Source organism: Mesobacillus harenae (genome assembly GCF_013343715.1).
Lineage (GTDB): Bacteria > Bacillota > Bacilli > Bacillales > Cytobacillaceae > Mesobacillus_A > Mesobacillus_A harenae.
In genome coordinates, this window is record NZ_JABUNR010000016.1 from 109,312 (window position 1) to 134,578 (window position 25,267).

The 25,267-nt window shown below is 42.6% G+C and carries 20 protein-coding genes; 8 read left to right on the plus strand and 12 right to left on the minus strand.

Annotated elements, in window-relative coordinates:
- Window positions 1-20: 20 nt before the first annotated feature.
- Window positions 21-1,031 carry a Gfo/Idh/MocA family protein gene (locus HRJ06_RS18510; RefSeq protein ID WP_174734459.1) on the minus strand — a complete coding sequence of 337 codons (1,011 nt, stop codon included), beginning with the start codon at window positions 1,029-1,031 and terminating at the stop codon, window positions 21-23.
- 200 nt (window positions 1,032-1,231) lie between these two features.
- Here HRJ06_RS18510 and HRJ06_RS18515 point away from each other — a divergent pair, with 200 nt between their 5' ends.
- The 3 genes from HRJ06_RS18515 (at window position 1,232) to HRJ06_RS18525 (ending at window position 4,035) form a co-directional block, all read left to right on the plus strand.
- Window positions 1,232-2,443 carry an ROK family protein gene (locus tag HRJ06_RS18515; RefSeq protein WP_174734460.1) on the plus strand — a complete coding sequence of 404 codons (1,212 nt, stop codon included), beginning with the start codon at window positions 1,232-1,234 and terminating at the stop codon, window positions 2,441-2,443.
- Window positions 2,444-2,454: 11 nt separating this feature from the next.
- Window positions 2,455-3,186 carry a glucosamine-6-phosphate deaminase gene (locus HRJ06_RS18520; protein ID WP_174734461.1) on the plus strand — a complete coding sequence of 244 codons (732 nt, stop codon included), beginning with the start codon at window positions 2,455-2,457 and terminating at the stop codon, window positions 3,184-3,186.
- A gap of 354 nt (window positions 3,187-3,540) precedes the next feature.
- Window positions 3,541-4,035 (plus strand): sigma-70 family RNA polymerase sigma factor, encoded by a 495-nt coding sequence (locus HRJ06_RS18525; RefSeq protein ID WP_174734462.1) that lies wholly within the window; start codon window positions 3,541-3,543, stop codon window positions 4,033-4,035.
- 122 nt (window positions 4,036-4,157) lie between these two features.
- Here HRJ06_RS18525 and HRJ06_RS18530 read toward each other — a convergent pair.
- A protein-coding gene (locus tag HRJ06_RS18530; RefSeq protein ID WP_174734463.1) for an IS3 family transposase occupies window positions 4,158-5,491 on the minus strand; the annotation gives its coding sequence in 2 pieces (ribosomal slippage) (window positions 4,158-5,119 and window positions 5,119-5,491; 1,335 coding nt in all).
- Between the two features lie 372 nt (window positions 5,492-5,863).
- Here HRJ06_RS18530 and HRJ06_RS18535 point away from each other — a divergent pair.
- The gene (locus HRJ06_RS18535; RefSeq protein ID WP_174734464.1) at window positions 5,864-6,490 is read left to right on the plus strand and encodes a hypothetical protein; all 627 of its coding nucleotides are present in this window, start codon (window positions 5,864-5,866) and stop codon (window positions 6,488-6,490) included.
- Between the two features lie 46 nt (window positions 6,491-6,536).
- On the plus strand, window positions 6,537-7,235 hold the full coding sequence (locus tag HRJ06_RS18540) for an HNH endonuclease signature motif containing protein (protein WP_174734465.1): 699 nt from the start codon (window positions 6,537-6,539) through the stop codon (window positions 7,233-7,235).
- A gap of 287 nt (window positions 7,236-7,522) precedes the next feature.
- Here the strand turns inward: HRJ06_RS18540 and HRJ06_RS18545 are convergent, their stop codons facing one another.
- The 3 genes from HRJ06_RS18545 to HRJ06_RS18555 all read right to left on the minus strand — a co-directional run bounded on the left by HRJ06_RS18545 (window position 7,523) and on the right by HRJ06_RS18555 (window position 10,334).
- Entirely contained in the window at window positions 7,523-7,843 is a 321-nt protein-coding gene (locus HRJ06_RS18545) for a hypothetical protein (protein ID WP_174734370.1), read from the minus strand.
- 214 nt (window positions 7,844-8,057) lie between these two features.
- Window positions 8,058-9,848 (minus strand): YecA family protein, encoded by a 1,791-nt coding sequence (locus tag HRJ06_RS18550; protein ID WP_174734466.1) that lies wholly within the window; start codon window positions 9,846-9,848, stop codon window positions 8,058-8,060.
- A gap of 84 nt (window positions 9,849-9,932) precedes the next feature.
- Window positions 9,933-10,334, minus strand: a complete 402-nt coding sequence (locus HRJ06_RS18555) for a VanZ family protein (protein WP_174734467.1) — start codon at window positions 10,332-10,334, stop codon at window positions 9,933-9,935.
- 350 nt (window positions 10,335-10,684) lie between these two features.
- On the opposite strand from HRJ06_RS18555, the gene HRJ06_RS23375 reads away from it, so the two are divergent.
- From HRJ06_RS23375 to HRJ06_RS18570, 3 genes are all read left to right on the plus strand, one after another.
- On the plus strand, window positions 10,685-10,921 hold the full coding sequence (locus tag HRJ06_RS23375; protein WP_338421123.1) for a helix-turn-helix domain-containing protein: 237 nt from the start codon (window positions 10,685-10,687) through the stop codon (window positions 10,919-10,921).
- Window positions 10,922-11,240: 319 nt separating this feature from the next.
- Window positions 11,241-11,768: a competence protein ComK gene (locus HRJ06_RS18565; protein ID WP_174734469.1), complete on the plus strand. Its 528-nt coding sequence runs from the start codon at window positions 11,241-11,243 to the stop codon at window positions 11,766-11,768.
- A gap of 412 nt (window positions 11,769-12,180) precedes the next feature.
- Entirely contained in the window at window positions 12,181-12,693 is a 513-nt protein-coding gene (locus tag HRJ06_RS18570; protein WP_338421124.1) for a YkvA family protein, read from the plus strand.
- A 460-nt stretch (window positions 12,694-13,153) separates the two neighbouring features.
- Here the strand turns inward: HRJ06_RS18570 and HRJ06_RS18575 are convergent, their stop codons facing one another.
- The 7 genes from HRJ06_RS18575 to HRJ06_RS18605 form a co-directional block, all read right to left on the minus strand.
- Window positions 13,154-13,321 (minus strand): hypothetical protein, encoded by a 168-nt coding sequence (locus HRJ06_RS18575; protein WP_174734470.1) that lies wholly within the window; start codon window positions 13,319-13,321, stop codon window positions 13,154-13,156.
- Window positions 13,314-13,676: an endonuclease NucS domain-containing protein gene (locus HRJ06_RS18580; protein WP_338421125.1), complete on the minus strand. Its 363-nt coding sequence runs from the start codon at window positions 13,674-13,676 to the stop codon at window positions 13,314-13,316. The genes HRJ06_RS18575 and HRJ06_RS18580 overlap by 8 nt, the downstream gene beginning before the upstream one ends.
- 94 nt (window positions 13,677-13,770) lie before the next feature.
- Window positions 13,771-16,221 carry a TrmB family transcriptional regulator sugar-binding domain-containing protein gene (locus HRJ06_RS18585; RefSeq protein ID WP_174734472.1) on the minus strand — a complete coding sequence of 817 codons (2,451 nt, stop codon included), beginning with the start codon at window positions 16,219-16,221 and terminating at the stop codon, window positions 13,771-13,773.
- Window positions 16,218-17,840 (minus strand): hypothetical protein, encoded by a 1,623-nt coding sequence (locus HRJ06_RS18590; protein WP_174734473.1) that lies wholly within the window; start codon window positions 17,838-17,840, stop codon window positions 16,218-16,220. The genes HRJ06_RS18585 and HRJ06_RS18590 overlap by 4 nt, the downstream gene beginning before the upstream one ends.
- A 16-nt stretch (window positions 17,841-17,856) precedes the next feature.
- On the minus strand, window positions 17,857-21,216 hold the full coding sequence (locus tag HRJ06_RS18595; RefSeq protein WP_174734474.1) for an AAA domain-containing protein: 3,360 nt from the start codon (window positions 21,214-21,216) through the stop codon (window positions 17,857-17,859).
- Window positions 21,217-21,973: 757 nt separating this feature from the next.
- Complete coding sequence (locus HRJ06_RS18600; protein WP_174734475.1) at window positions 21,974-23,263, minus strand: hypothetical protein; 1,290 nt, start codon at window positions 23,261-23,263, stop codon at window positions 21,974-21,976.
- Window positions 23,264-23,271: 8 nt separating this feature from the next.
- Window positions 23,272-24,837: a hypothetical protein gene (locus HRJ06_RS18605; RefSeq protein WP_174734476.1), complete on the minus strand. Its 1,566-nt coding sequence runs from the start codon at window positions 24,835-24,837 to the stop codon at window positions 23,272-23,274.
- Window positions 24,838-25,267 lie beyond the last annotated feature (430 nt).

The following is a 25,267-nucleotide window of genomic DNA, read 5'->3' on the forward strand; positions in this document are numbered from 1 at the left end:
CATTAATAGCTTCTAATTTATTATTCTTCTACTTTTACTGGTTTTCCGGAATCGATAGACTGATGAGCAGCAGCAACAATAGCAGTGACATGATGAGAGCTTTCTACTGTCACGTAAGGTTCTTTATTATCTAGTACACAATCAACAAAGTGTTCGTTCGCATAGACTAGGGATCCTCTTAATCTTCCTGTCATCTCTACATTCAGTTGATTTCTTGGATAAATAAATACGTCATTATTTCCGTATTCGAGCTGCTCAGACTCCCTTTTCAAATGAAATATTTCTTCCTCAGTCACAATCTCTAGGAAAGAATCTGTTACGGAAGGATAAGTATTTGGATAGATCCAACAAGATTCAAAGGTTGCGATAGCCCCATTTTTGTATTTTGCTTGAATTTGAATGGCATCTGGTGTATTTATTCCTTTGCTTTTCAGAACTCTATTTACAGCTGTTGCATAGACCTCTTCTACTTGAGAATCAAAAAACCAATTCATTAGATCAATGTCATGTGAGGATAAAAAATACGCTGATGAAGTATGATTTGACCATTTAATCAGCTCAGTAGGTACGGAGATTCTATCATTCTTTCTCGCGTATCCTACAATTGGGGAAAATTGATTTTTTTCTAATAATTGCTTAGTCTGTGCATATGAAGGAATCCAGCGGTGATTAAATAATGTCATGACTTTTAAATTCTGTTTCTTAGAGAATTCTACAATTTCTCGGCTCTCCCCAACCTTCATGGTTAAAGGTTTTTCTACCACCACATGTTTTCCAGCTTTTAACGCATCCATAACAATGGGAAAATGAGTAAAATCCGGTGTTGCGATACAAACCATATCAATGTCTTCTCTCTCTAGCAGAGACTGGTACTCCTCATAATAGTCCACATCAAATTGCTTACTTAGTTTTTTACCTGGTTCGTGATCAGCTGTAGATAGGGCGATTATTTCACTCCTGTGGTATTGGTCAAAAACAGCCATATGCTGCTTTCCCATTATTCCCCCACCAATTTGTCCTACTCTTAACAAAAGAAAAACCCCCTTATGATAGTTTTTTAATTTTGAAGAAATGTTCTATTAATACCTTTATTAGGATTAATTTAAGATTATGATAACGTTAACAGTTCGAAAAAGTCAATATTTTTTGAAAATTAGTACTAATTATTGTATTATTAATACAAATATAATAGAATAACTGTAGAAGAATATATTTAGAAAGCAGGATCACGATGAAAAATACTTCCATCCATCCAAGAAAAAAGATGTATAAAGGGGTGATTTTCAAAGCAGTTCAAAATCTCGGTCAAACTACTCGAGTTGAATTAAGCACAAAATTAGGTGTAAATAAGAATACCGTTTCAACTATTGTAGACGAACTTATTTATGAAGGCTTGATCAAAGAAGGCGGTACTGTTTCAACTAAAAATGTTGGGAGGAACCCTACTAATTTAGAAGTGGACCCAGAAGCCTTTCAAATCATCGGTATGTCCATATCTGCCGATCAAATTATTCTTACTTTAACGGACTTTCATGGTAAACCCATCCATACAGAGCTTTCTAAAAACACATCCCATGATGTTGATTCTGTCAAGAATAAGATAATTGAGATGATACGCAATACATTAAATCAATTTAAAGATAAGAAAACGTTAGGGATTGGAATTGGTGTCCCGGGAATTCTTAGTGACAATAAAGAAGGGATCAAATATTCCAGTCACCTTAAATGGAACAACGTTGAATTAAAAAGGTTAATTATAGAAGAGCTAGATATGGAAATTAATATTCAACTAAATAACAGTGTGAAAATGGCAGCTATTGGTGAGATCTATCAATCGAGTGTAACCAACAAGGAGACAGTCTTTTATTGCAATATCGGTCATGGGGTTGGCGGAAGCATTGTAATAGACGGGAAAACGTTAGAGGGTGCAAATCATTCTGCAGGTGAATTTGGACATATCACCATCGATCCCAGTGGTCCTCTTTGCAATTGTGGCAATAGGGGTTGCCTTGAATCATTGATTTCTTCCCCGAATTTAGTTTATTTAGCCATAGAAAAAATACGGTCTAATCCAGATTCTCCAATGAATGATCTACTTCAGAATTCCATTCAAGCTATCGAAATAGAGGATCTAGTTGCTTTTGCAAATAAACGGGAAGCAATTGCCGTTGAGATCATCAGGCAGGCTGGTCAGTACCTAGGCACAGGGTTAAGCTATGTGGTTAATCTTCTTAATCCCGATCGAATAATCTTATCAGGTAACATTGTAAAAGCAGAAGAGATTCTTTTTGAATCTATTAAAACCGAACTAAGAAAAAGATGCCTACCAACATCACTACAAACGATCCAAATAGAAAGTAGTTCCCTAGGGACTTTTGCTGTATCTATTGGCGCTGCCACGTCTGTGATTTATGACTGGGTACCAAAGAATAATACTAAATAGGAGGATTTAAAATGATAATAAATACTTATAGAACTGCCGACGAATTAGGTGAGCAAGCAGCCGTCCAGGCAGAAAAATATCTTAACGAGGCAATTAAACAGAAGGGATATGCACGATTGATTCTATCAACGGGAGCTTCCCAGTTTGAGTTCCTCAAAAATCTTATCACTAAGGAAATTGATTGGACAAAAGTAGAGATGTTCCATCTGGATGAATATCTAAACCTCTCCATTGAACATAAAGCCAGCTTTCGAAAATATTTAAAAGAGCGTTTTATTAATCATGTAAACTTAAAGGAAGCCTACCTGATTAATGGAGAACAGGACCCAAGTGTGATTATTGATGAGCTATCTAAGAAACTAAATGAAAAACCAGTAGACCTTGCCCTGATCGGAATTGGAGAGAATGCCCATATTGCTTTTAATGACCCCCCTGCTGATTTCAATACTCAAGATTCCTACATCGTGGTAGACCTAGACGATGATTGTAAATATCAACAGGTGAACGAAGGGTGGTTTTGTGACCTTAGTGAAGTTCCAAATCAAGCCATTTCTATGACGGTTTCTCAAATCCTAAAAAGTAATGTGATTATTTCCGTAGTTCCTCATAAAGCGAAAGCTCATGCCATTAAACAAACGGTAGAGAACGAGGTATCAAACCAACTACCAGCTACAGCCTTAAAGAATCACCCTAATTGGCATTTATTCTTAGATACGAATTCAGCAAGTGAATTAAAAAATTAACCTTATATGCACAAACAACACCCTTCAATTTCTTAGGGTGTTGTTTTTTTGAAAATTCACGCGTAGGTCCGAGGTAGAAACTCGGGACAAGAAAACCAGGTACCTGCCCTAGCATCCACATAATCTTGGCTCCATTATCCCAACAGAACCCTTCCTTTGCCTCAAAACACCCCAAATCGTTCCTAACTCCCCAATTTCGGCTTCAGAAATGACTTTTCACTCCTAAATCAGATAGTTAGCACTCTTTCCCATGTTAAAAGTGAATTGGGGCTGGTAGCTAGAAATCTTTAATCTCATTATGGTAGAGGTACCCGGGAATACATTGGCAAGGCGCGCTTTCTGAAGGGATTCAGAATGGAAAGCTTCGAACAGGTTACCACTCAATACACACCGATGATCCACAAAATCATGAACTCTTTGAATATCTATACTAATAAGGATGAGTTTTTCCAGCTCGGCCTCATCTCTTTATGGGAAGCTTATAACCGGTTTGATCCGGAAAAGGGCGGTTTCACCAATTATGCTTACACGTATATCAAGGGAAAGTTTCTCACTGAAATGACTCAGACCAATAAACGAAACGAATATCAGGTATCGGCTGCGGAGGAATTCTGGGACTATGTTGTTGACGAGCTCACCACCTGCCCTTTAGAAGAAGAGATTCTTCTCTCTTATTGTAAAAGCAGTCAGTTGACGGAAAACCAGACAAAATGGGTGATCTATTATTGTCTAAAAGGATTTGATACAAAGGAAATAGCAGAAATTGAACAAGTTTCTTTATCAGCGGTAAAGAATTGGAAGGCGGGTGCTAAGGAAAAATTAAAGCTGGCAATCCAGGCGGAAGGATAATAGTTTAAGCTATTGGATACCGTCCCTCTGCTTCAAAACTTGAAAGATAAAGCAGACATTGCTAAAAAAGGCCTGTCACATTGAACTAGGACCTGTTTTACGGACAGTTTAATAAAAAGTGCCTAAGCAGCTAACAAGTGATCTCGGTATTGTACCGGGGTCATTTTTTTAAGCTCCCATTGATAACGATGACAGTTATATTCCTCGATTACTCGGTCTACTTCTTCCTTCACTTCATAAAAAGTATCACATGATTTATATTCGGCCAAATCTTTAAAGTGCCCAAAGAAACTTTCCATTGGCGCATTATCCCAACAATTTCCCTTTCGGGACATAGACTGCGTTATATTCAGTTCTCTTACCCGCTTTTGAAATTCAGGATGGGTATAATGAAAACCTTGATCGGAATGCAACATTGCATCAGGAGGAAAATGATGATCAACGGCATCCTCCAACCGTTCCAAGGTCTTATAAACCATACTCATTTCCAGTGACCTCGACAAATAATAAGCCAGAATTTCCTTAGTGGCAACATCTTTCACACAGGACAAATATGCCTTTTGCCCGTTGCCATAATACAAATAGGTAACGTCGGTCAGAAGGACTTTTCCAGGCTCATTCTGTTGAAATTTACGTTTTAGGAGGTTAGGACAGGTTAGGTGCTCCTGTGTTGCTTTAGCCATCTTACGATAAGGGTTAGCTTTCCGGATCTTTGCCACAAGCCGATACTTGGCCATCAGCCTTCTGATTTTCTTGTGATTCATAACTACGAAATAGTCATTCTCCAAAATCATTTTAATTTGAAGGGCACCTACCTTTTCCTTCTTATTAAGAAAAATATCCCTGATCAATTTGATATCCTGTTCATCCTGATTCTCCCTCGTTTGACGAGAAGGAGCAGCATTGATCCAATCATAATAGCCGCTTCGGCTTACCCCTGCGAGTCCACAAAGATAGGAAACAGCATTCTTTAATTGGTGTGCTCGAATGGTTTTATCAATAAGAGAGAATTTCTCTGCCTCCGTTAGAATCGTTTCTTCTTCATCGCCTGCCTCTCTAGTTCTTCGAGCTTTTTTAGGAAGTCATTCTCGGCTTCAAGGAATTTAATCCTGGCTTCCACTTTCTTGAGTTTATCCTCCACGGAGAGAGCCTTTGAGGAAGGCCTTCCAGGACTGCCTTTTCCTCTACGCTCCACAAGAAGTCCATCTTTACCGTACCGGTGGTACGTTTCACGCCAGCGCTGAAGACACCTCTTAGGTTGTTTTTTGCCTATCAACTCAAGATCAAATCCGTGGTCAATAAAAATCTGTGCTGGAGTTTTTCCCTGCTTATATTCTTCAACGGCTTTAATCTTAAATTCCCGGCTATAAGATATAGATCGCTCAGAAGCGCTTAGAACGATTGGGTTTTTCTCGAGTTCCTTTATCTGAAAATCATTATATATATATTTACTCATGGTAATCCTCCGTTCTTCTCCTCACTAAATCTATTGAAACACAAAAAACCCCGTGTAAGGGACACTTTTTTATCGGTGTCCGTTACACGGGGTATAGCTCAATTGACAGACCTTTTTTTGTTATGAAGTTTCGGTACCGTGCTTCTATTAATCAATCATTTGATTAATAGAATACTCCACGTCCCCCAAGATTCTTTCCTCTTTAATTAAACGTTTGATTAAACATGTTTTATCCATGCTTCTGTGTGTTTTTTGCTGGCTGGTGTATAGATATAGATGCTTCTGAAAAATGTTGGAATGGTGTGTGATTTTGTCTGTGCTCCTGATAATTATAGACTAGAACAAATTTACATTAAATTGAGGAGGAGATTTATGGCTAGTAATAAGTTGTTTGATTTTGTTGAGGAAGTGGTCCCTACACAGAAGCTTACTGAAGGTGTTGATTTTGAAATAATCTCCTATGCTACTTATGACCCTGTTGAGTTCGAATTGATCTCTGCCGACAAGTACTTTGGAATCGATACTCTGGCGATGCTTGCGAGCCGGTCGCCTCGCTCCACGAAGGCTTTGGGAAAAATGATTGCCAAAGAGGCAGCACGAAAAAGTGGAAGGATTCCGGTTCATGTGGTTCCCACTCCCCTTCCTGATAGCCCTGCCACATCATTTTACATTCTGAAGAACACGGCCGATATCAGTCTGGCTCTCTCCCTTGGGTTCGGGACAGCAAGGCTGTTGAATCCTAAATATGGGAGAGGAATCATGCTTTATTATTTTTTGCCATATGAAGAGGACCCCGAGGAATTTATTGAAGACTTGTTGGAGGAGATGGTCAGGTTAAAATGCTATCTCCAGATGGCTGAAAAAGGCGCCTTCCATGAACCTGGACTGGAAGAAGCATTGGAAGCGACAGGATTGATCCTCACCCCCACATTGGTCAGCAGGATCTATGCTGCACTTGACCGTTCAAAAGCTGAATTACACATCTTTCCAAACAGGTAGGGCCCAGCCCGCCTATTTTTTTTGAAAAAACAAGGAGGAATTCAATATGAAACAGCTTTACTACCGAGGATACGAATTAAGCCAGGACGAAAGGATGCCCTTTTATGATGAGGAAAACCTTCCGTTTGAAGAGGATAGCGAAGACCAAGAATTAGGCGAAAACTATTGGAACAGCCTTACCGGCTGGGAGAGCCGTGACAAGGAATTAGATGTTTACGAATTTGAAGAGAAGTATGCTGAATGCGGAAATGAGTTTGAAGTTCAATCAGATGACGAGGATGAAGCTGAGCGGGAAGTTCATATCATGGAGGAATCCGGAGGGTCATTTACGGCTGGCAAAATAGATGAGCTGTCAACAGAAGAACGCCTACTACAATCGATTAGATACAACCGCAGTGAGAATCTAAGTGAGCTCCTTAAGGAACATTACCAGCACACCTGCCAGATTTGTCAGGATAAAATGGAAATAGCCCCGGGGCAGTTCTATACAGAAACTCATCATCTGCATCCCGTTTCCGCAAAAGGGCCGGATATATCCGAAAACATGCTCGTTGTTTGCAGAAAATGCCACAAGTGGCTGGACTATGGAAGTATGTATATTGAACCAGGAACCCTAAAGGTGCATTTTTTCAGGGAAGAATCCGGTATCCATGGCACAAGACTAACCCTGAAGTACCCTCATGTTCCAGGCGAAAAGTATTTAAACTACCAAAGGGAAGTTTTTCACAAAAGGTGTGGATCCTAATGAGGCAGAGACGGTTCTTGCAGCTCCCTTGGAAGCACAAGAACCATCCCCGTGTTGTGCCCTCAAGCATTATTTTATTTACATAGTAGGCTTCTTCGATCGTAATTTGAAATTATGTACGATAGTACGAACTGAACAGGACCATCTTTATCGACAGTTCCCTTTAGAAATGCTAGATGGCAGCATAAGACGCCTCGGCGTCGATTTAACAGGAGCCCTGGCACCAGCCAAATGAATCCTTGGTTATGGGTTCAGGTTATTGTACGGGTTGCCATCAGGATTGCTTCTTATGTATGGCTCCACATAGTACCATCGCTGCGGTAATAACCATCCACTTCATGGTAGCCTGGACTGCTGTTGCTATCGGCACCTGGCCCCCATTCAGAAGGAGTATCATCATAATAGCCACTGTCATCTTCAGTGATTGAATCGATCAGGCCGCCAAACATACTTAAAATAAACCATGCGAAAATACCAATAAAACCAAATAAACCAACCTTCTGCACAATCAAGATAACTGCTCCGCCAGGCTCGTCTGAGAAAATAAGCACCATGCCGAGAATAGCAAGAACGATAAGAATAAAAAGTACTATAAATCCAATCCCCATACGGTCATTCCTTCCCCATAAATATATACAATTACTGTATATTCTAGCGCAAAAATTTATTTGCCGATAGAGGAAAGCGTATAAAGGTACAGGGAAGATTTAAGACCGCTGAAAAGCCGCTGCTTAAACCCCTTAATTTATGACTCAATAATGGAATGGCTCAAACCCTGTGAAACAAGATTAATCGGGAAGTGACAGGCACCGTCAGCGAGATTCACATTTCTTTCACAAGTTTCTTCACGACTGGACCATAAGCTGTCCCATGCTGTTGGTCGAGCCAGACGGCAAAACTTTTAACCACTGTGAAAAATCCCTTTGCCTGATTAACCGTCGCATCATGATTTAATTCTAAATAATAGTAGGCGATCAGCGCTTCCCATTGCTTCGGAAGAATGCCGGTCATCCGTTCAATCTTTTCCTCTACAAGAAAATAAGCGATTACCTGCACCCCGAGCCGATATTTATAATAGGTGCTAGGGGATTTCCCCTCACCTTTTTCCTGGAAAAATGCCAAGAGATCCTGCGCATAGCCGTTTTTGATTTCATGAACAGGAAGTCCCATTTCTTCCCACAAGTCCATTTCCACTTTTGTCCAGCCACCAGTATGTTCCTTTGGGTTCTCCAAAAGGATAAGAGCTGATTCTCTGTTCTCCCGAAGTGTAACAAATGGAGAAAGCGGCCTATTCAAGGCTTTCCTTAACAGATTAAAATCAGCAGTCCATTTTTCCTTTGTCTGGTCTTTCGTTTCCTTATAACTAGCAAATTCAAGTTGTTGAAGCCAATGTTCAAGTTCTGTTTGTCTCTCCAATCCCTCCATCTCCGCCGGCGTTTTTCCATTAAACAACGGAAGCGGCTGATGCAGTTCTTTCGTGTGCATGGCCTGATGGGCAAAGTGCGCGAAAACGGGCTGAACCCCTTCTTCTAATCCAACACTAAATGATATGGCTTTGATCCCGGCCGGCACCTTCTGGCTATCTTTCTTCTTATTAAGGAAGACAGCCTGCGGAATATTTTTTAAAAGCTGCTGGAAGTAAGCTACGGCAGCTTGATCGATCGATTGAAAGGTCAGTTGATCGGCTTCTATTTCTATGAGCCCTTCGACTTCATTTAAAGAAACCGAACCATTCGCCAAATTATCTTCATAGCGGTAACGTTTCCCGATGAGGGCTCCCTTGCCGCTATGCCCATCCCACTCATCCAAATCCAGACGCCCAGTTTGGTGAATAGCTGTCAACACTTCATTAACGTCGGTCATAGAATACACCAGTGTCGTATGCACCAGCTCACTTTCCTCTTCTGCTAACCGTTCCACCTCCTGAAGCAAAGCACCCGTAATTTCCGGGAAAAAATCGATCGCTGCTTTTTCATACGAAGCTCCTGTTTCCTTCAAGTACCTTTCAAGACGCTTCTTTGCTTCTATCAATTTTTCCGGACCAACGAAGGCAGCCACGCCATTCATATAATAGCCGCCATCCCTTTCCTCCAAGAGGCAAAACGTCCCTCCCCAAGGCAGAGGCTCCGGTAATGTTTCACAATACGGCATATGAAATCGTTCATGCGTAAATAGATCCTCTACAAGCACCCCTTGTTCATTAAAATCAACATGCTGAATCAACCGGGGAACAAGCGACTCCCAAACCTGTGCCATTTGTTGTAGCGCCGGCTCATCTCGTCGCCCCTTCTTCCGGTTATACCATTCAATCCCTCGTAATCCGTCAGTCGCCGGATGCTGATGAAAGAACATTAGCCAATGATGGCCATATCCGTCCATCCTATCATGCACACCTGTTCGCTCCCTAAATTCTCTCATGAGTGACTGATATTCCAAAAAGGCATAAGACCCAAGTACTTCTTCCGCTAACCGTTCACTCAGCCTCTTCTTCATCTGGAAAAATTGCTCCTGCTTCACGTGCCCCAATTCAACCACTTTTTCTTTCTTCAAACAGCATTGCTTATACTTCCTGCCGCTGCCACACGGACAAGGATCATTCCGTCTAATCGCCATTTCCAATCCCCCGAACCTTTTTTAAAAATTGTAACATGTGGATGGTGAAATCGTAAAATGAGGCAGAAGGACGGTTCATGTGCTTCATTCCATCGTTACAAAAGGCACTTCATTAAGATAAATTAGTCCCAGAAACATCGGAATTAATACCATCATAAGTATCTTAAATGATTTTACTAGTTGATATTTCTTAAATTTAATAGAATATGTAAAAATTAATGGGAGTGCTAGGCCCACTGATACACCAAACATATTGGCCATCGCATCTAAAAACTCAGCGCTTCTATCAGGGTCTCCATATTGTCTATACTCCTCAGCCGTTCCAAATATCACTAAGCTCAGCCATAAGTAACTCAATTTCCCCCTGGCATATTGCCGGTCAGATAACAGCAGGACACCTATCCCTAATAGTAGGGAAATGACAAGGAAACTCCAAAAGTGTATCCTTTTATCCATCCCAAAAATCAGTCCATCATTTAATTCCATTTCAAGTCCCCCTCTTCTACAGCCTTTGCCGTATCCAGAGGTTATTAGACCCAGTTAAGATGGGCGGTTCTTGTGAGTTCATTACAGATGAGAACCGCCCGCATGTGTTCCGTGAAACATCCTGTGAAACAAGATTAATCGGGTAGTGACAGGCACTGTTCCGAATTCTGCCATATTTTCAGCTCTGCTAAGCATGCACTCTCTTGTCTTTGAACCGCACTAAATCAGTGCTTTAAATTCATTACTCATCCTAAATACTCATAATGTTTCCTATAGGCAACTTACAAACAGTATACTCTGTGGTTCGCTTTTTCTCCTTATTATCTAATAGTCTTAAAAGGAGACTTTTAGTGAGTAACCGTGAACCGATACATATTGGCACTGTGCTGGAAAAGCTTAGAAGAATGAAGCAGCTTTCCCAGGAAGAACTTGCCCAGCGAACCTCTCTTTCTCTGTCTTATATAAGCCTCCTTGAAAGGAATCATCATGAACCAGGGTTAGGTTCCCTGTACGATCTGGCGACTGCCCTTGAAATGGATTTCCTGGATTTTATGAAAGAAATAGATGATCATTATAAAAACGGCTAGAAACAGGGCCGCCGCAAGACAAGAAATTATTAACGACTTTGGTATGGAAGGGTTGCAGCTGAACACCCTTCTTTCACCCCAACCATACCCTCATACCGCCCTCTCTTATCAGGTGATTACCACAATTTTTAAAGCGCTTACATTAAAACCGCTGCTTCAGCCCCGCTGATTCTCTTCTTTCAGCAGGTGCTTACATACAAGCAAATTCAACAGTAAGGGGAATCCATCCATATATGATTGAGTAGAACGACTCCTATGACTCTATTAAAACCTGTACCATCTCAAAAATTTAATGAGCAGCCTAAAGGAGAAGAGTCACATGTTTATAGACAACCACTATATTGTAAAACCACAAATTATGCACATGACAGGCCATTATGACCGCAACGGGAAGCTCTGTTCCATCATTACAGAAACCGATAAAACCATCATCACTGACCAGTCCCCTTTTGATACCCTAGATGGCAGCTTGAGAGCGGTCGGCTTTACTTTAAGAGGAGCAATGGAGTCCTCCAGGTGGCATCATGGCAATGCATCCATGTGCCCCGTTATGGTAAATCCGGTCGAGCAGGTCGTGTTGTTTCCAACCCATTCTGCCAATAACGAAGATACGATCTGGTTCAACCCCGACCACATCAAGAGAACCTTCAGCTTCAACCGAAAGACACTCATCCAGTTCAGCAACGGTACATATTTAATCGTAAACATAAGACTATCAGCCTTCAACAACAAACTCACAACCGCCGAACAATACAAAGAACTCACCATCGGACTCGCAACCAGCACATTTACCCTCACCCTGTATCCTGAAAACAGAAAGCAAAGGAAGCGGAAAAAGAAGCAATAAACCACTTGCCAAACCTAACTTTGCCTAAAAAAAATAACAGGGACTATCCATGTTTTGGTAGTCCCTAAAAGGAAGCTTAAAGCTCCGGGGGTAAGGCACCTGAATTCGGATTCGTAATGGCTTCAAAAGCCGTATAATTCTTCCTTTTGGGATCGAATACTCAGCCATCTTTTTAACACCTTTTTAAATAGATTCTAATTAGTAGGGATGTCTCTGTTAAACGGGGCTGTTGATTTCCGTTATAGTTGCTCGCTTTCCGCGAGCCTCCTGGCGCACAGACCTGCGGGGGGCATATCGGCCAGGAACTAATAACCCATTTAAGAATCTATAATCTATAACGTTATTTACTATAAAGCCCAATTCAACTACAATTAAGTAGAAAATATTGTAATTAAATAGGGAGGTAGAGAAATTGTTTAATAAATTAAAAAACAGTAAAAATAATGACGATGATGATGATTCAATCCAAGAAGGACAGGACAGAGGAGAACCTAACCTAGATGAAACCCAAGTTGAAGAGTTAATGGAAGAAGCAGAAAAAATGGACGAAGAAGAAATTCAAAAGAACAAAAAGTACTTTTCTGAAGAAGGGTTATGGAAAAAAGTTCAAAAGTTCTCTAAAAAGGCAGGTTCTTCCGCGATATATCTTGTATTATTACTTTTTTTTACAATGCAAAAACCAGAGGTACCAATGAAGGCAAAAGCTACTATTGCCGGTGCCTTAGGTTATTTTATTTTACCAATAGATTTAATTCCTGATATTGTAGTTGGAGTTGGATATGTTGATGATATTGCAGTACTTATGGCTGCTTTATTTCAGGTAGCTATGTATATTGATGAAGATATAAAAGATCGAGCTAAAAGTAAGCTTAAAGATTGGTTTGGCGATGATATGGATACTTCCAGTATAGATGATAGGTTATAAGAGATACCGGTTCCCACTCGATAAGACGTTATGTCTAGAGGTAATTATAAAGGTGCAGTTGAAATTCATTAGGGTTATTAATTAGAGATTGAAACGGAGATCTATTAAATGAGCTTGAATTTACTACCCACTGTTAGTAATATTTAAATCATTTCTCCCTTTCAACTAAAATATAAGCATCATGAATAAACCAGCAACCTGATAGGGGTTGCTGGTTTTCAATTTAAAAGAATCACAAGACGTCCCTACGCTCTCCCAAAAATAAATTCTTTATAGGGAAGTACATTTTGCCCTTTTAAGGTGACGTCAGATTCTTTAAGAATTGGCACTTGCTGTTAATTTTAAATTCAGCCTTTTCTTGAGCGAACACTCTTGCATCATCACCGGTTAATTCATCGGGATCATCAGCACCAATGTTAATAGTAATTTCGCCTTCCTCTATTTGGAAATCTATCAGCCGTTATGGAAGGAAGTTGCTTAAGACGTCATCTTTATCCATTCCATAGCCTAGAAAATCCAGCTCTTCATAGTCATCCTCTTCAGCCATTTCAACTCCACTTATATATTTAAAATTCTCCTTGGTTATCTCTTCTATAAATGTCATTGTGGATACTAAATCATTACCCACCTGTTGTTCCTCCATTAATATCAAGTCTCCATCCATAGGTACGAACAAACACATTATCGGTTTTTGCAGCAAGCAACTCACTCTCAAAATAGGGAAGAATCCCCGGACAAACGATTATCCCTTTAATTTTGGAATAACCTAATTCTTGCTTACACCATTTCATATAATGTTTTATTTGAGTCAGAGCCTCTCTTCCGACATGGCCCTTCTTAATTTCAACGACTATTACTTGGTCTGTTCCAGCATCATATAACAAAAGATCTAATCTCGATCCATCCGTAAATGTATATTGTTTTTCCTTGAGAGTTAGCCCTTCTCCTAACATCCCAGGATTAGTACTCAGTAACTTTTCTATCTCTCTCTCTCTTTAACTTGGAAGACTTCTTCCACGGACAACAGCTTATTAGACAACCTTCCTTTAAACGGATGATGACAGGCACCGCTTCCATCTACACCCGCAGAACGAGCTGGGCGTTGAGGCGCTGGGATTCTGTTTCTCCGAGGGCGAGTTCGTTTTCGCCTTTGATGGCCAGCTGGCGTATTTTCCCTGTTCGATAGAGTGTGCCCACTTCTGGCAGCTTATCGGAAGGGAGGTTTACGGAAATGGGCGAAAACGGAAGCGATGTTTCCTTTTTCTTTGGCGTATACGTAAACTCGCTGCCCATTTTCTCCAGCCTGCTGTTTAGCTGCTGCAGCTCGCTATCAGCCTTTTTAATGTCTTTATCCAGCTCTTGAAGGGCCTTTTCGTTATCTTTCTTGCCTTCCTTATTGCCTTTTCGAAGGTTTTCAAGGGTTTCCTTCAGCTCCGCCCTGGCGCTGACCAACTCTTTATACTCATCAAGCAGGCCTTCAGTGCCCTCCGGCACCTCAAACCTTAACTCCGAATGAGTGGCAAGCTGCTTCATGACATACTTCATATTTTCCTTGCCATCAGGGATTTTGCTGCCCTCCAGTATTTCACTCATGATCCGGGATTGCCCAATCAGGGCCATTGCCTTTTCAAGATACGGCTTTATTTTATTTGAAAAATGCTTTTTCTTCTCTTTGTTTTTGAGGCTGTTGAACCTCTTGATTTCACTGTCGAGGAAGGCACAGATCTCCAGCACCTTTTCTTCTGTCTGCTTTCCATTGATGACAGCTTCATGTTCCAGCTCAAACAGCGCAATTTGTCCTTCCAGTTCGCTTAGTTTACTTTCACTTTCCGAGAGCAGCTGTTCCACCTCGGGGTCCACCTGATCGAGCTCTGCCAGCAGGGCTTCCCTGTCGCTTTCTAGTTGGAGAAAGCTTTTCTGCAGTTGCTGGTGCTCACCCTCAAGGACATCTTTTTCCTTCTGCCATTCTTCTTTTTTCCGGTAATACTCTTTCTTTTCATTAAGCTCGAGCTGCTGCTCCAGCAGCTTGCTTGAATATGCTTCTATTGTAGACAAAAGTGACGGGAGATTAGCCCAGTCATACACTTCTAGCTTAATAGCTTCCCGGGCCTTTTCCAGGTCTTTAATGATCGTATCGACTTCCGAGCGGTTATCTCGCTGAAAAAACCTGCCAAGCAATGAACTCAATACGGCTTTTTTCTCCTGGCCTACTGTATCTGCATATTCGAGAACTTTTTCGATATAGGCCGTTACTTTATTCGTTTCTTTCTGCCACTGATCATACAAAGGGTCCAGCTTTGCTTTTTCATCAAATACCTTAGGAGCGATCTTCCAACGATGAAGGATTATTCTTGCCAGCTTGTCCTCGCAGTTAAAAACCGGCTTGCAGGTTCTTTCAAAGTATTGCCGCAGCTCTTCCGCTTCAATGGTACCGTAATCGATAATCTCGGTATCTTTGACAGGGAGAGGATCCACCTTCCTGTTGTATGTTTCAAAAGCAACCTCTTCACCTCTTATATCTTGCAGTGAGACAGTCCCATGAAATGTCCAGCCATGGACCTGGACATTCTTCAGCCGTTCATGCAAATCCTGGACTGCTTTCGGGCCCAAATCAATACCCATTTCGTGCTGGTCATGGATAGAGCCGCTCAGGTACATTCCATCCGTATCGTCTGCTAGGACAAAATATTGATCAAGGACCGGAATGGAATAGATTGATATATTCAAGTTCTGGATGCAATCCTTAATAAACGAATGATCCAGCTGCATATCTGTATAGACACTGACCCTTGTCCCGCTGTAGGCCTTTTCATTTAAAAGCGGAAAAAGCTCCTCATATTCCTTATAGCTTGAAAGTCCAATCAGCAATTCCGAGCGGGCTGACTGAACAACCGCAGTAACCCTGTCCGAGAGATACCTCTTTTCCCAGGTGTTGTAAAAGAAATTCTCTGGCTCAAGCAAAGGATAGATATCAAATGGCGCCCGGATGGCTGGCGAGAGAGTGTTTCCTCCCCGGTATTCCTCGGTGGAACTCCAGAATCTCCAGATAAAATAATGAAAGGCTTCTTTTAACTGCTCCCCGTTCAAGGTTGCATACCAGTCAAGCCCGGTAGATACGGCCTTTAAGCTATTGAAGCCGAACAGGAATCCGCTTTTTGTAACAAGGCCTTCCTTTGGATCAGCCAGGATCATCAGTCCCATAATGTTTGGGTCGATTCGGACAATCGCTTTATTCGCTATAAAATCATTATAGGTATCCTCATAAGAACTCAGCAGCAGATATACTCTTACCCCTCTTTGCGAGAGCTTGGGAATTTCCTGAAGTATTTCCTTAGGCAAAACCGTATTGCTCGCAATGCAAACCATTTCCGATGCTTCCCTGAGCTTTCCGAGCGCAGCATCCCTTAATGGCTGGCGCTGGAGGACAGGTGCAGAACCGCTGTTCTTCTCCCAGATTTCCCGCAATTGCAGTCCCTTATTGGATTGTTCCTCCTCTAATTGCTTTAAATAGACTGTTCCTGCTGTCATAAGTAGTGCACCTCTTCAATCAAGTGTAGTCTCTCATTTAACCTTTCAGGAAAAATTTCGGGCAGGATCTCCAGGAAGCTGATATCCTCCCATGTTCCCCGGGTATGCTCATCGGCCGTTCTCCAGTTCATGTACCTGCACTGGTCCAGTTCAGCAGTCATTTTAAAACGGTGCCATGTTCCATTGGATTTATAGGCAAAATAACGGTCATGCGGCTGCGTACTGCCCGCGTACACATCATCATAGGACTCAACTTTGATCTGTTCCTTGTTCAGGCCTGGCGAATCTTTCGTGACAAGGAATACGTCCCGCACCCCTATTGCTTTAAAAGCATTGACAAAAAGCTCGAACTTTTTGATTTGCGCTGGATTTCTGACATACTTGGATGAAAACACCAGTACCTCAGGATTATCGAAAGCGGCAATTTCTTTTACCATCTCTGCCATAGAAAGCTGCTGGCCCGGGGTAACATCCACCCTTCGGTTATGGACAATGTACCGGTCATCGACATCCATAAACAGGTCCATCGGAGCCTGAAGGTTCCAATAAGGGCGGACATGGCTGCCTGCCTTGAGAGACTCAATCACTGCCTCAGCCGTTAAGGCGTCTATAACATGCCTGTAATTAAGGAAAGCTTTTCTTTCCCTGACTTCCTGTAAAAAGGCAATTAATTCGATGTTATTCTTATAGCCCTCCTCAAGAAACTTCCTGGCCAACAGGATGGACCATTTTTTTGCATCCGAAGCATTCCGGGGACCAATTGGGATGTTATAAATTTCAGTTGGTTCGAACTCTCCCATGCTTCCCAGCTTAAATACCGGAAGCTTCAAGGAGGTAAGCAATGTCTCGTAATCCTTTGCCGGCAGGTCATCCAAAGGCACCTCAAGGCATTCTGTAGAAGGATTCCAAACCATTTCAGGCTTTTTCACCTTATCAATCAATAAATAAAGCAGCTTCTTCACATCAAAGTCGATGCCTTCCACTTCTTGGCGAGTATACCTAGATGGCTTCCGTGTACCTGACTTCAGCTCCCCTGACATGGCAAACAGCGACTGTTCTTCCCGGCTCAAATCAATCTCCCAAAAAAGCTGATATGTTCCGCTATCTTCATCGACCAGACTTAAATGGCTCTGTCCGTCAAATTGCTTAATTTTAAATTCACTCGAGTGGATGATAGACTTGAACAATCTGTTCTTAAATAAAGTGCTGTCCATGAACTCTGTCTTTTCTGCCTGCCGTCTGCCCCTGTCACTGCTGCGTTCATAGTGCAGAAGATGGTTTTTAAGGATGGCATCCTCAATATAGTGGACAATAAACTGTCCTCTCTCCTCTACCGGGACGAGCCCTGTCTCAACTACCCGTTTCCCCCTTGTGGAGATAGTTCCATTCGGATTCAATAAATCCCTGGATTTTAAATGCCTGATCATCCCGGACAGAATGCTGGCCGGAACTTGTTCTCCCATAATCAAAGCAAAGATTTCTTCCTTCGCCACGCCTCCATGCTCATGGACATGTTGAAGGAGCTCCGCGATATCGATTCGATCGGAAGTGAAAGATTCCATGGTCAAGATGGTTTCAAATGATTTTACTTTCCCTTTGCGCTGAAGTGTTACCCGCATGTTTATCACACTCGCTTTATTTATTCTTAAAGTAGACGGATTCTCTCGGAAGGATCCTTAGCTGTTCAGACTGGCTGTTATTCAGGAAATAATGATATTTCCCCACAATCACGCGCTGGAACCTGGCACGGGTAATACCGACATTCAGCCGGTTAGGGTTATCCATGAAGCCCATTCCCCGCTCCGTCCGTACCATGGAAAGAAACGTGATGTCGGCTTCCTGTCCCTGGAATTTGTCAACCGTATAATTTTTAATTTCAATGTTATCGATTGTAAAATTTGCAATTCGTGTTTTTTGGCCAGTCAGCTTCTGCAGCTCTTCTGCCAAAAGCTTGCGCTGGGCATTATAGAACGTCAGGCAGGCAATTTCCCACTTGCCGGTTTCCGGATTTTCATTTTCCCGGGCCCATTCGATAAAATATTTCAGTTCCTTCATCATGGCCCTTACTTCGGCTTCGTTGCTGGACCTCTTCATCCGGCCATCAACATCAAGCCATATATTTCTTCCAGGATAACGGTCATAGGACCATTCCCTCTTTGTCTTTGTATAAGTGGAGTTCTGGAGAGCCGTATTCTGGTAAAATTGCTTTCTCGGAAACTTAGATATATCCGGATGCATGCGATGCTGGTAATCCAGTGTCACAAACCGGGCCTTTTTTTCCAAAGCGTTAAAACCGGAATTCAAGGTAGTGTCAAGAGAGTGCTCCCTGTTCTTTCCGACACCTTCCTGAAGTGCCTGCAGAATGGATGGCAGCGCAATGTCCCCGACATGTTCGATATCCTTTAGTGACCTTTCAGAGGCTGTTTTCGGCGCCAGCTGCTGGAGCTGTTTTCGGTAGTTTTCCTTCGTCCTTGAACCCTCCACGTTTTCAAGCTCAAACACCCTCACCATTCTCCAGCCATATTCCGTAGCCCATGTTTTTTCCTTTAAAAATTGCTGCTGCTCGAGCAAAAAATCCAGCGGCAGCTTGTCCCGTTTCCGGTCAAACTTCCATGTGTATTCCAGGTTCCTGTGCAGCTCCTTTGGATGCTGTGAATAGTAAGCATCCACCTGGTAGTGCTGTCCGGTATGTTCCCAGCCTTCCTTTAAAACTACCATGTTCGCTGGAATCAATTTTTCAACCTTGTCGAAAACTTTTTCATTTACAAAAACGACTTCGACACCGTTCAGTGCCCAAATAACAGGGTTTGGCCCGTCAATATCTTTTTCCGAAATAGGAACAAAGGACAGGGATTCAACTGCAGAACTTTTGTCGACTACGGCCACCCGCTTTTTAAAATCCTCCGGCATTGTCGCTGCAAGCTCCTTCTGGACTTCCTTGATGACTTCCTCAGGACGAACGATGCAAACCGGCATTCTTACCTTAAATTGGTTCATATACTGATAAATTAATAGACTTGCTTCTTTAAGGGCAGGCTTCAGTTTTTCATTATCATCGATGCCCGCAATAATTTGCTCACGATCATTAAACGGAGGAAGCTGCTTAATGTCTCCTACCAGCACCCAGCGTTCGGCATAAAGGGCGGGGATTAAAAACTCCTGGAAGGTCGTTTTACTGGATTCATCAATAATTAAATAGTCATACTTCGGGACTGGAACCTCATCCCCTTTAAGCTTAAAGAGGGGATGCCTGAGAATGCCTATTGTTGTGCCGCACACCAGGTTGGCCGCCTCGACCATTAACTCCCCGTATTTATGGTTATCATACTCTTCCAGGCAATACTCCCGGATATTTTCATTCACCGACTCCCTGCTGCCAATCCGCAGCGGGAAAATTCCGTCCATCAGGTCTTTTTCCTTCAGCCGTTCAAGGACATTGTCAATGGCCACATGAGTGGAACCGCAAAGAAGAATCCTCTTTCCCTGTTTAATCAGCTGCAAAATCAGTTCTAGTATCGTCGTTGTCTTTCCCGATCCCGGGGGCCCTTCAAGAAGAGCGAAATCAGGCGTGCCCAGCGCCTTTAATACAAACTCCCGCTGGGCTATGGCTCCCTCTCTCGTTGAGTCGGTCAGCACCTTCCAGTCCGGCAAATCCTGGGGAATGAAGTTTTCCCAAAGATGGCTCATAGATTTCTTTTGTGAAAGCTTAATCAGCGGCTTATGCTCCAGCAACGGGGTGTTTTTCAGGCGCTGGAGTGCTTTTCTTTGCATTTCAAGCTGATAGGTGTTCACCCGGATCGACAGAACATCAGGAATCGATTTATAATCAAGCCTTCTTCCATCTACCGATTTGACATACAGGACCCTTTCATCCGCATTGCGCCTGTCAATTTTCAGCTTCACTTCTTTTCCGCCCGCGATTCCTTCGAGTTCTTCCGTGTCTTGATCAAAGAAATAGTCAATTTTTGACTTGGCAAAAAAATCATCATCCTCTTCTTCATCCCTGAGGCGGATAGCGGTATAGCCTGCCCTGTTTTTAAGGTTCTGGTTTTTTTCGACAGTGATTTTGAATAAAGGAAAATGATGGACTGGGTGGAGATACTGGAAGCCTTCTCCTATGAAACCTGTATTTCCAAGTGTAAAATACTTCCCTTTATCGGATTCAACCTTGATTTCCTCTGCCCCGTTTGCGATTGTCTGCGGAATGGCAAGGGAATGCAGCCTGAAGTCCACTTTAAGGCCGCCGCTGTAAATTTCCCGCGGAGGTTCAATCGTTCTCTCAATAAAAAGCCGATTCCCTTCCCGCTTTTTTACCGGAATCTTCTGGTTCTTTTCGTTGAAATAATCCTGCTCTTTCGAATTAAGTATGTACCAGCTGCTTTGATCGATGAAAAAGCCATTCAGCAGCAAATCTGCCTCTTCGGTTATGTTTCCTTCGATTACAAAACTATAGCTACCCTTCAATGGGTTATACTGCTTGTCCACAATCCTGATCTCTTCATTATTTTGCATCAGATGGTCAATTTCGAAAGGCTTAATTTCCGCTATGCTGCCGTCCCTGGTGACCGCTGTTTTCTCCCCGTTGTAAAGGCTCCAGTCATTCAGCTTCAATAAATGCCGTGTATTGGAGATGGACTTAAACTCAAAATGTTTAGGAAATAGAGGAGACCAGTTTTGGTCAAGGCGGATTCCTTCTGATGGATCAAATAAAATGGAATTGGTTACATTTATTTCAAGATATTTTTCTTCGATAAAAACTTCTATGGCTGAGGATGTACTGACGGCTACCTCATAGACGAGAGGCTCAAAGCTTAAAATCGAAGGATCATCTACTTTATCCCACTCAGCTGTCACATGGCTTTTCTCCCGCAAGGCCTTTATGGCCAGACTCAGATAGCGTTCGAACTTACTTAAATTATCATGTACACCATTCACCATGTTTTTGGCAATGCGAGGGTCATCATACAGAGCATTGTAATAAAGGTTTGTGTTCATTGCTTACCAGCTCCTCTTAGCTGCATTCATTTGTGTTTCTTTCATTATACAGAAAAAATAGTTAATTCGAATTAAGAAATATTATTTTTCAGAAATATTTCCAGGACTGAGTTACCATAAATTTTAACTTAGCTGCGGGTAATTATTTCTTTCGTTACAAAATATCTTGTCGATAGAATCGGGGGATTCTTTTTCCGCGATAAAAAGAGCGGTATCTTTGGACTATATAGTAGTAATATCGGCATGTTGTCGCAGAAGCTTAAAGGAAAATCCAGCAGTTCCATTATTTGGAATTCACTCAGTTCTAATTCCAGTTTGAATAGGGGGAACCGAAGTTGGGTTAGTTCAGCTTGATTTTTGGGAACCCAGCAATAGGTTCCGGTCAAACAAGGTTGTTTCCCAGCTTTTTTGCAATTGCAGAATTGTTGTTTTCAGACTCTGGATGCTCGCTTTCCTCCTAAAAACAAAGCATGAGAACAGTACATAGCTAAAGAGAAAATAGAATAATCTTTGAAACGAAGTTGATTGAAGCGGAAGGTACGAGACTCCTGCGGGATCAGCGGGACAGGTGAGACCCCGCAAGTGCTCCAGCGCAGAGGAGGCTCACCGCACGCCCCGCGGAAAGCGAGTGCCTGCAACGGAAATTAACGATTCAATTTAAAAACCAACACAAAAAGACAGAAACATTCACTTTAGTAACGTTTCTGCCTTTTGGTGTTTTGGTGGACTTTCCGTCGGCTTGAAACGGCCCCACGCTTCATACCTTCTTCATATATTCTTTGGTTTTTTGCTGGACTTGTTTTATTTCTTGCTGGTAGTGGACTGGGTGGACGCCGGTTTTGGCGATGGCGGCCATTGTTTTTGGCAGGATATCGAGCCCGAAGACCGAGCCGTTTTTAATGGAATTGGAAATGCTAATCAGTTCTTCCCGCTTATTTGCCAGGTACTTTTCTTCTTCCCCGTGCCTGCGCTTTGCTTCACCCGCAACAGCCTTGTTCGCTTCAGACTCATCCAGTGTGCCAAGCAGCTTTTCCATTTTCCGATCTTTAATCCCTTGCTTTCCATCAATCTGCCCGATAACTTTTAAAAGCAGAGCCTCCATGGCTTTGTTTAATTCCTGTTCCTGTTTTTTTGAGAAGGCTCGTTTAATGCTTGATGACAGTCTTCCTGCCTGGCTTACCCCGGCATAAGTACCGACAAAAGCACCCGTAATCCCGCCAGCCGGCCCAAACAGCATGGTGGCAACGACAACAGTTGCTTTTTGCCCAAGCATCCCCAGCACAACCCTTGTAGTTGTATCACTTACCACATTGAAGACAGCCTGGTTGATTGATACATCATCCTTCCAGACTCGCTTCATATTGTTAACAGAGCTTACTCCAGCGGCAATCCAGGGAATCTCAAAATCAAGCAGATCATCTGCATGGGAAATCGTAGCCGAAGTGGCTTCCAGCACTTCTTCACGTGAAATTCCTGATACATAAACATACGGGTTACCCTCAAAATACGGCGCCAGTTCTTCATTCACATAAACAGGGATATCAGGATACTTTTCCAGATGTTCACGGACTCCCACGGGGTCGGCGAGGTTTTTCACCTGGAATGGCTGACCGTCAACCAGAATGTCCCAGCCCGCATTATTCGAGGTTTCCGGAAATTCTACATCATGCCCTTTTGCCTGCAGTTCTGCGGCAAGCATCTGTTCAGCCACATAGCCCTGAAGCTGGGCCATGTCTCCTGTCAATGTAGCTGTATCAACGGTGCCTGCGAATTGGCTGAGGGTAAACAGGCTCGACAAATCCTCTGTCCGTGCAAAATCGAGGCCCTCGACCACGGTCGGGTTGATCATCACGTAATCATAAATGAACTCACCGGCACTGATGGTGACAACGGCTCCGGTTTGCTTCAGCTGGTCTGGCGGGCCAAACAGCATATTTTGCAGCCTGTTCCTCTGCGGCTTCTCCTCTTCCACAGGGCACTTCATTGCTTGTTCATACTGGCCTTTATTCCAATACTGCCAGAAATCTTTATTTTTAATCGCCATCATCTAACTCCCTATATCCTAGTGAACAAATCGGCCAAACCATGGTTTTCTTTTTCAAGAGTTTTGATTTTTTGCGTGAAAGAATTGTGTTCGTTATTCAAACGGCTTAGTGCCGTTTCAAATTCCTTCTTTTCTTTTTGCGCAGCTCCCTTTTCGCCTGCGAGTTCCCTGATTTTCATTCTGGAAAGCTGTGTCTTCTCCCGCTCACTCTGCATGAACCTACTTTTAGATAAAAGAACATCATCGGCCATCACCGACAACATTTCCTCTGCTTCCGATTCTTTATTTTTAATGTCCAAGGATGTGGAAAAATTGGAAACAGTGTTGCCGATGTGCTGGAAAAATCCAGTTGAAGTGCCGTTAACCTTCTTTCCGCTTTTTAAAGAGAAAATTTCATCAAGATTATCCCTATATTGAAGAGCGTGATTTTCGAAAGTGGAGCTGATGTCCAGCCCGGTAAAATCAGTCCGTTTCAGAGCAGATTTAATCTTTTGTTTTTCAGAATCTATCAGACTTTCTTCTATATATATTGTTCTTTTTATCTCCTTAATCCGGTTCTCCCGATCCGTAATCTGTTCTCTCGTCATCTTCTGCTCAGCGACGATTTCAGCCAATTCCTTCCGCCATGCCACATCTTTCTGGTAGCGGCTCTCCCATTCCTGGATAAATTCATCAAAGGATATATCATCCGCCCCGCTGCTCATGTAAGGAAGTGCAATCTGCATGATAATAATAGGCAGCAGCTTACTCTTAAGAGAGTTGTTTTGATGATTTACAAGCAAATATCCCCCGCCCAGAAGCATCGGCACCAGGAACAGCGGATTAGCGATGATTGCAACGGTGGAAGTCAGCCCGGTGTAAAAGCCGAATGGCAGCGTCAGGCCGAACAAGCCTGCAAACGAAGCCACGAGCGATGTGGCTGTTGTGTAAAAAGCAAATCCGCTGACCTCGACAATTACTGCAAAAACGATGCTCGTCCCGCTAGTCGCAATCGTCTTGTGAACCATTTCATCAGACAGGTCATTAATCCCCAGCTTCTCCTTTATTTTTACCTGCTTCTCTTCCGGGAGACTCTGTATGTATTCATTCACCTGTGAGGCAAATTGTGTCTGGTCCTGGATCGGAAAATCATGAAAGCTGCTGTCCAGTTCACTGAACACCTTGCTCATCTGAAACTGGACCACCTGCTGCAGCATCGTCGAGCCAGCCTGCTTTTCTGTAAAAGCCCGAAACTGCTTATCCTGTTTTTTATACTGCTGATACACCTCATAGACAATATTTGTACACTGGTCCTCTATCTCTTTTAGCAGCGTATATTTTGTCCCCCTCAGCTTCAGCAATCGGGTAATTTCCAAAAACAACTCAACCTGAATCTCATGATCCGATTTATCTCCCAGATTCCTGACTTCCTCCTCTAGATGCTTCGTGAAATGGTCCCCGTCCTCTTTTGTAAAAAGGTCCTTCGCCTTCGAAGATAAAAGATGGCCAATATTCGTTCTGCATAACAACCCATAAACCATCTTTAAATCCGTTCCCTTTATAGAAACCAAACCATTAGCAAAAATGATGCCATCCAAACATATTCACCCCATTATTTAAAAGAAAGCAGGATGCATGGGGACGGTTCTGCTGCTTCCAATTGAACAAAAGAACCATCCCGTACAAACACCGATTTCCCTTTCCGTTTATATCGGTCGAGAGTCTGGTTATTTAAGGAAGCCTGGGAGAAATAGGGACGGTTCACTTGCTTCCGATAAAATAAAAATTTGAGTACGCGAGTTTGAAATGTGGCCCTCTCCTCCTTTCTGATAATGGCTCCCAACATAATAGGGAACAAGAAAATGACGGGCCCTAAATGGGCCCGTCATTTCAGTTTGTCGACAAAAGGGGTTCGGAATGTTCTCATTCCGAACCCCTTTTTAGATTTTAGCGGATTTTTCATGGAAAATAGACTCTCTTATCTATACTTTTAGGCCATTACTGGACTTCTCCACGTCCAGTTGGCCA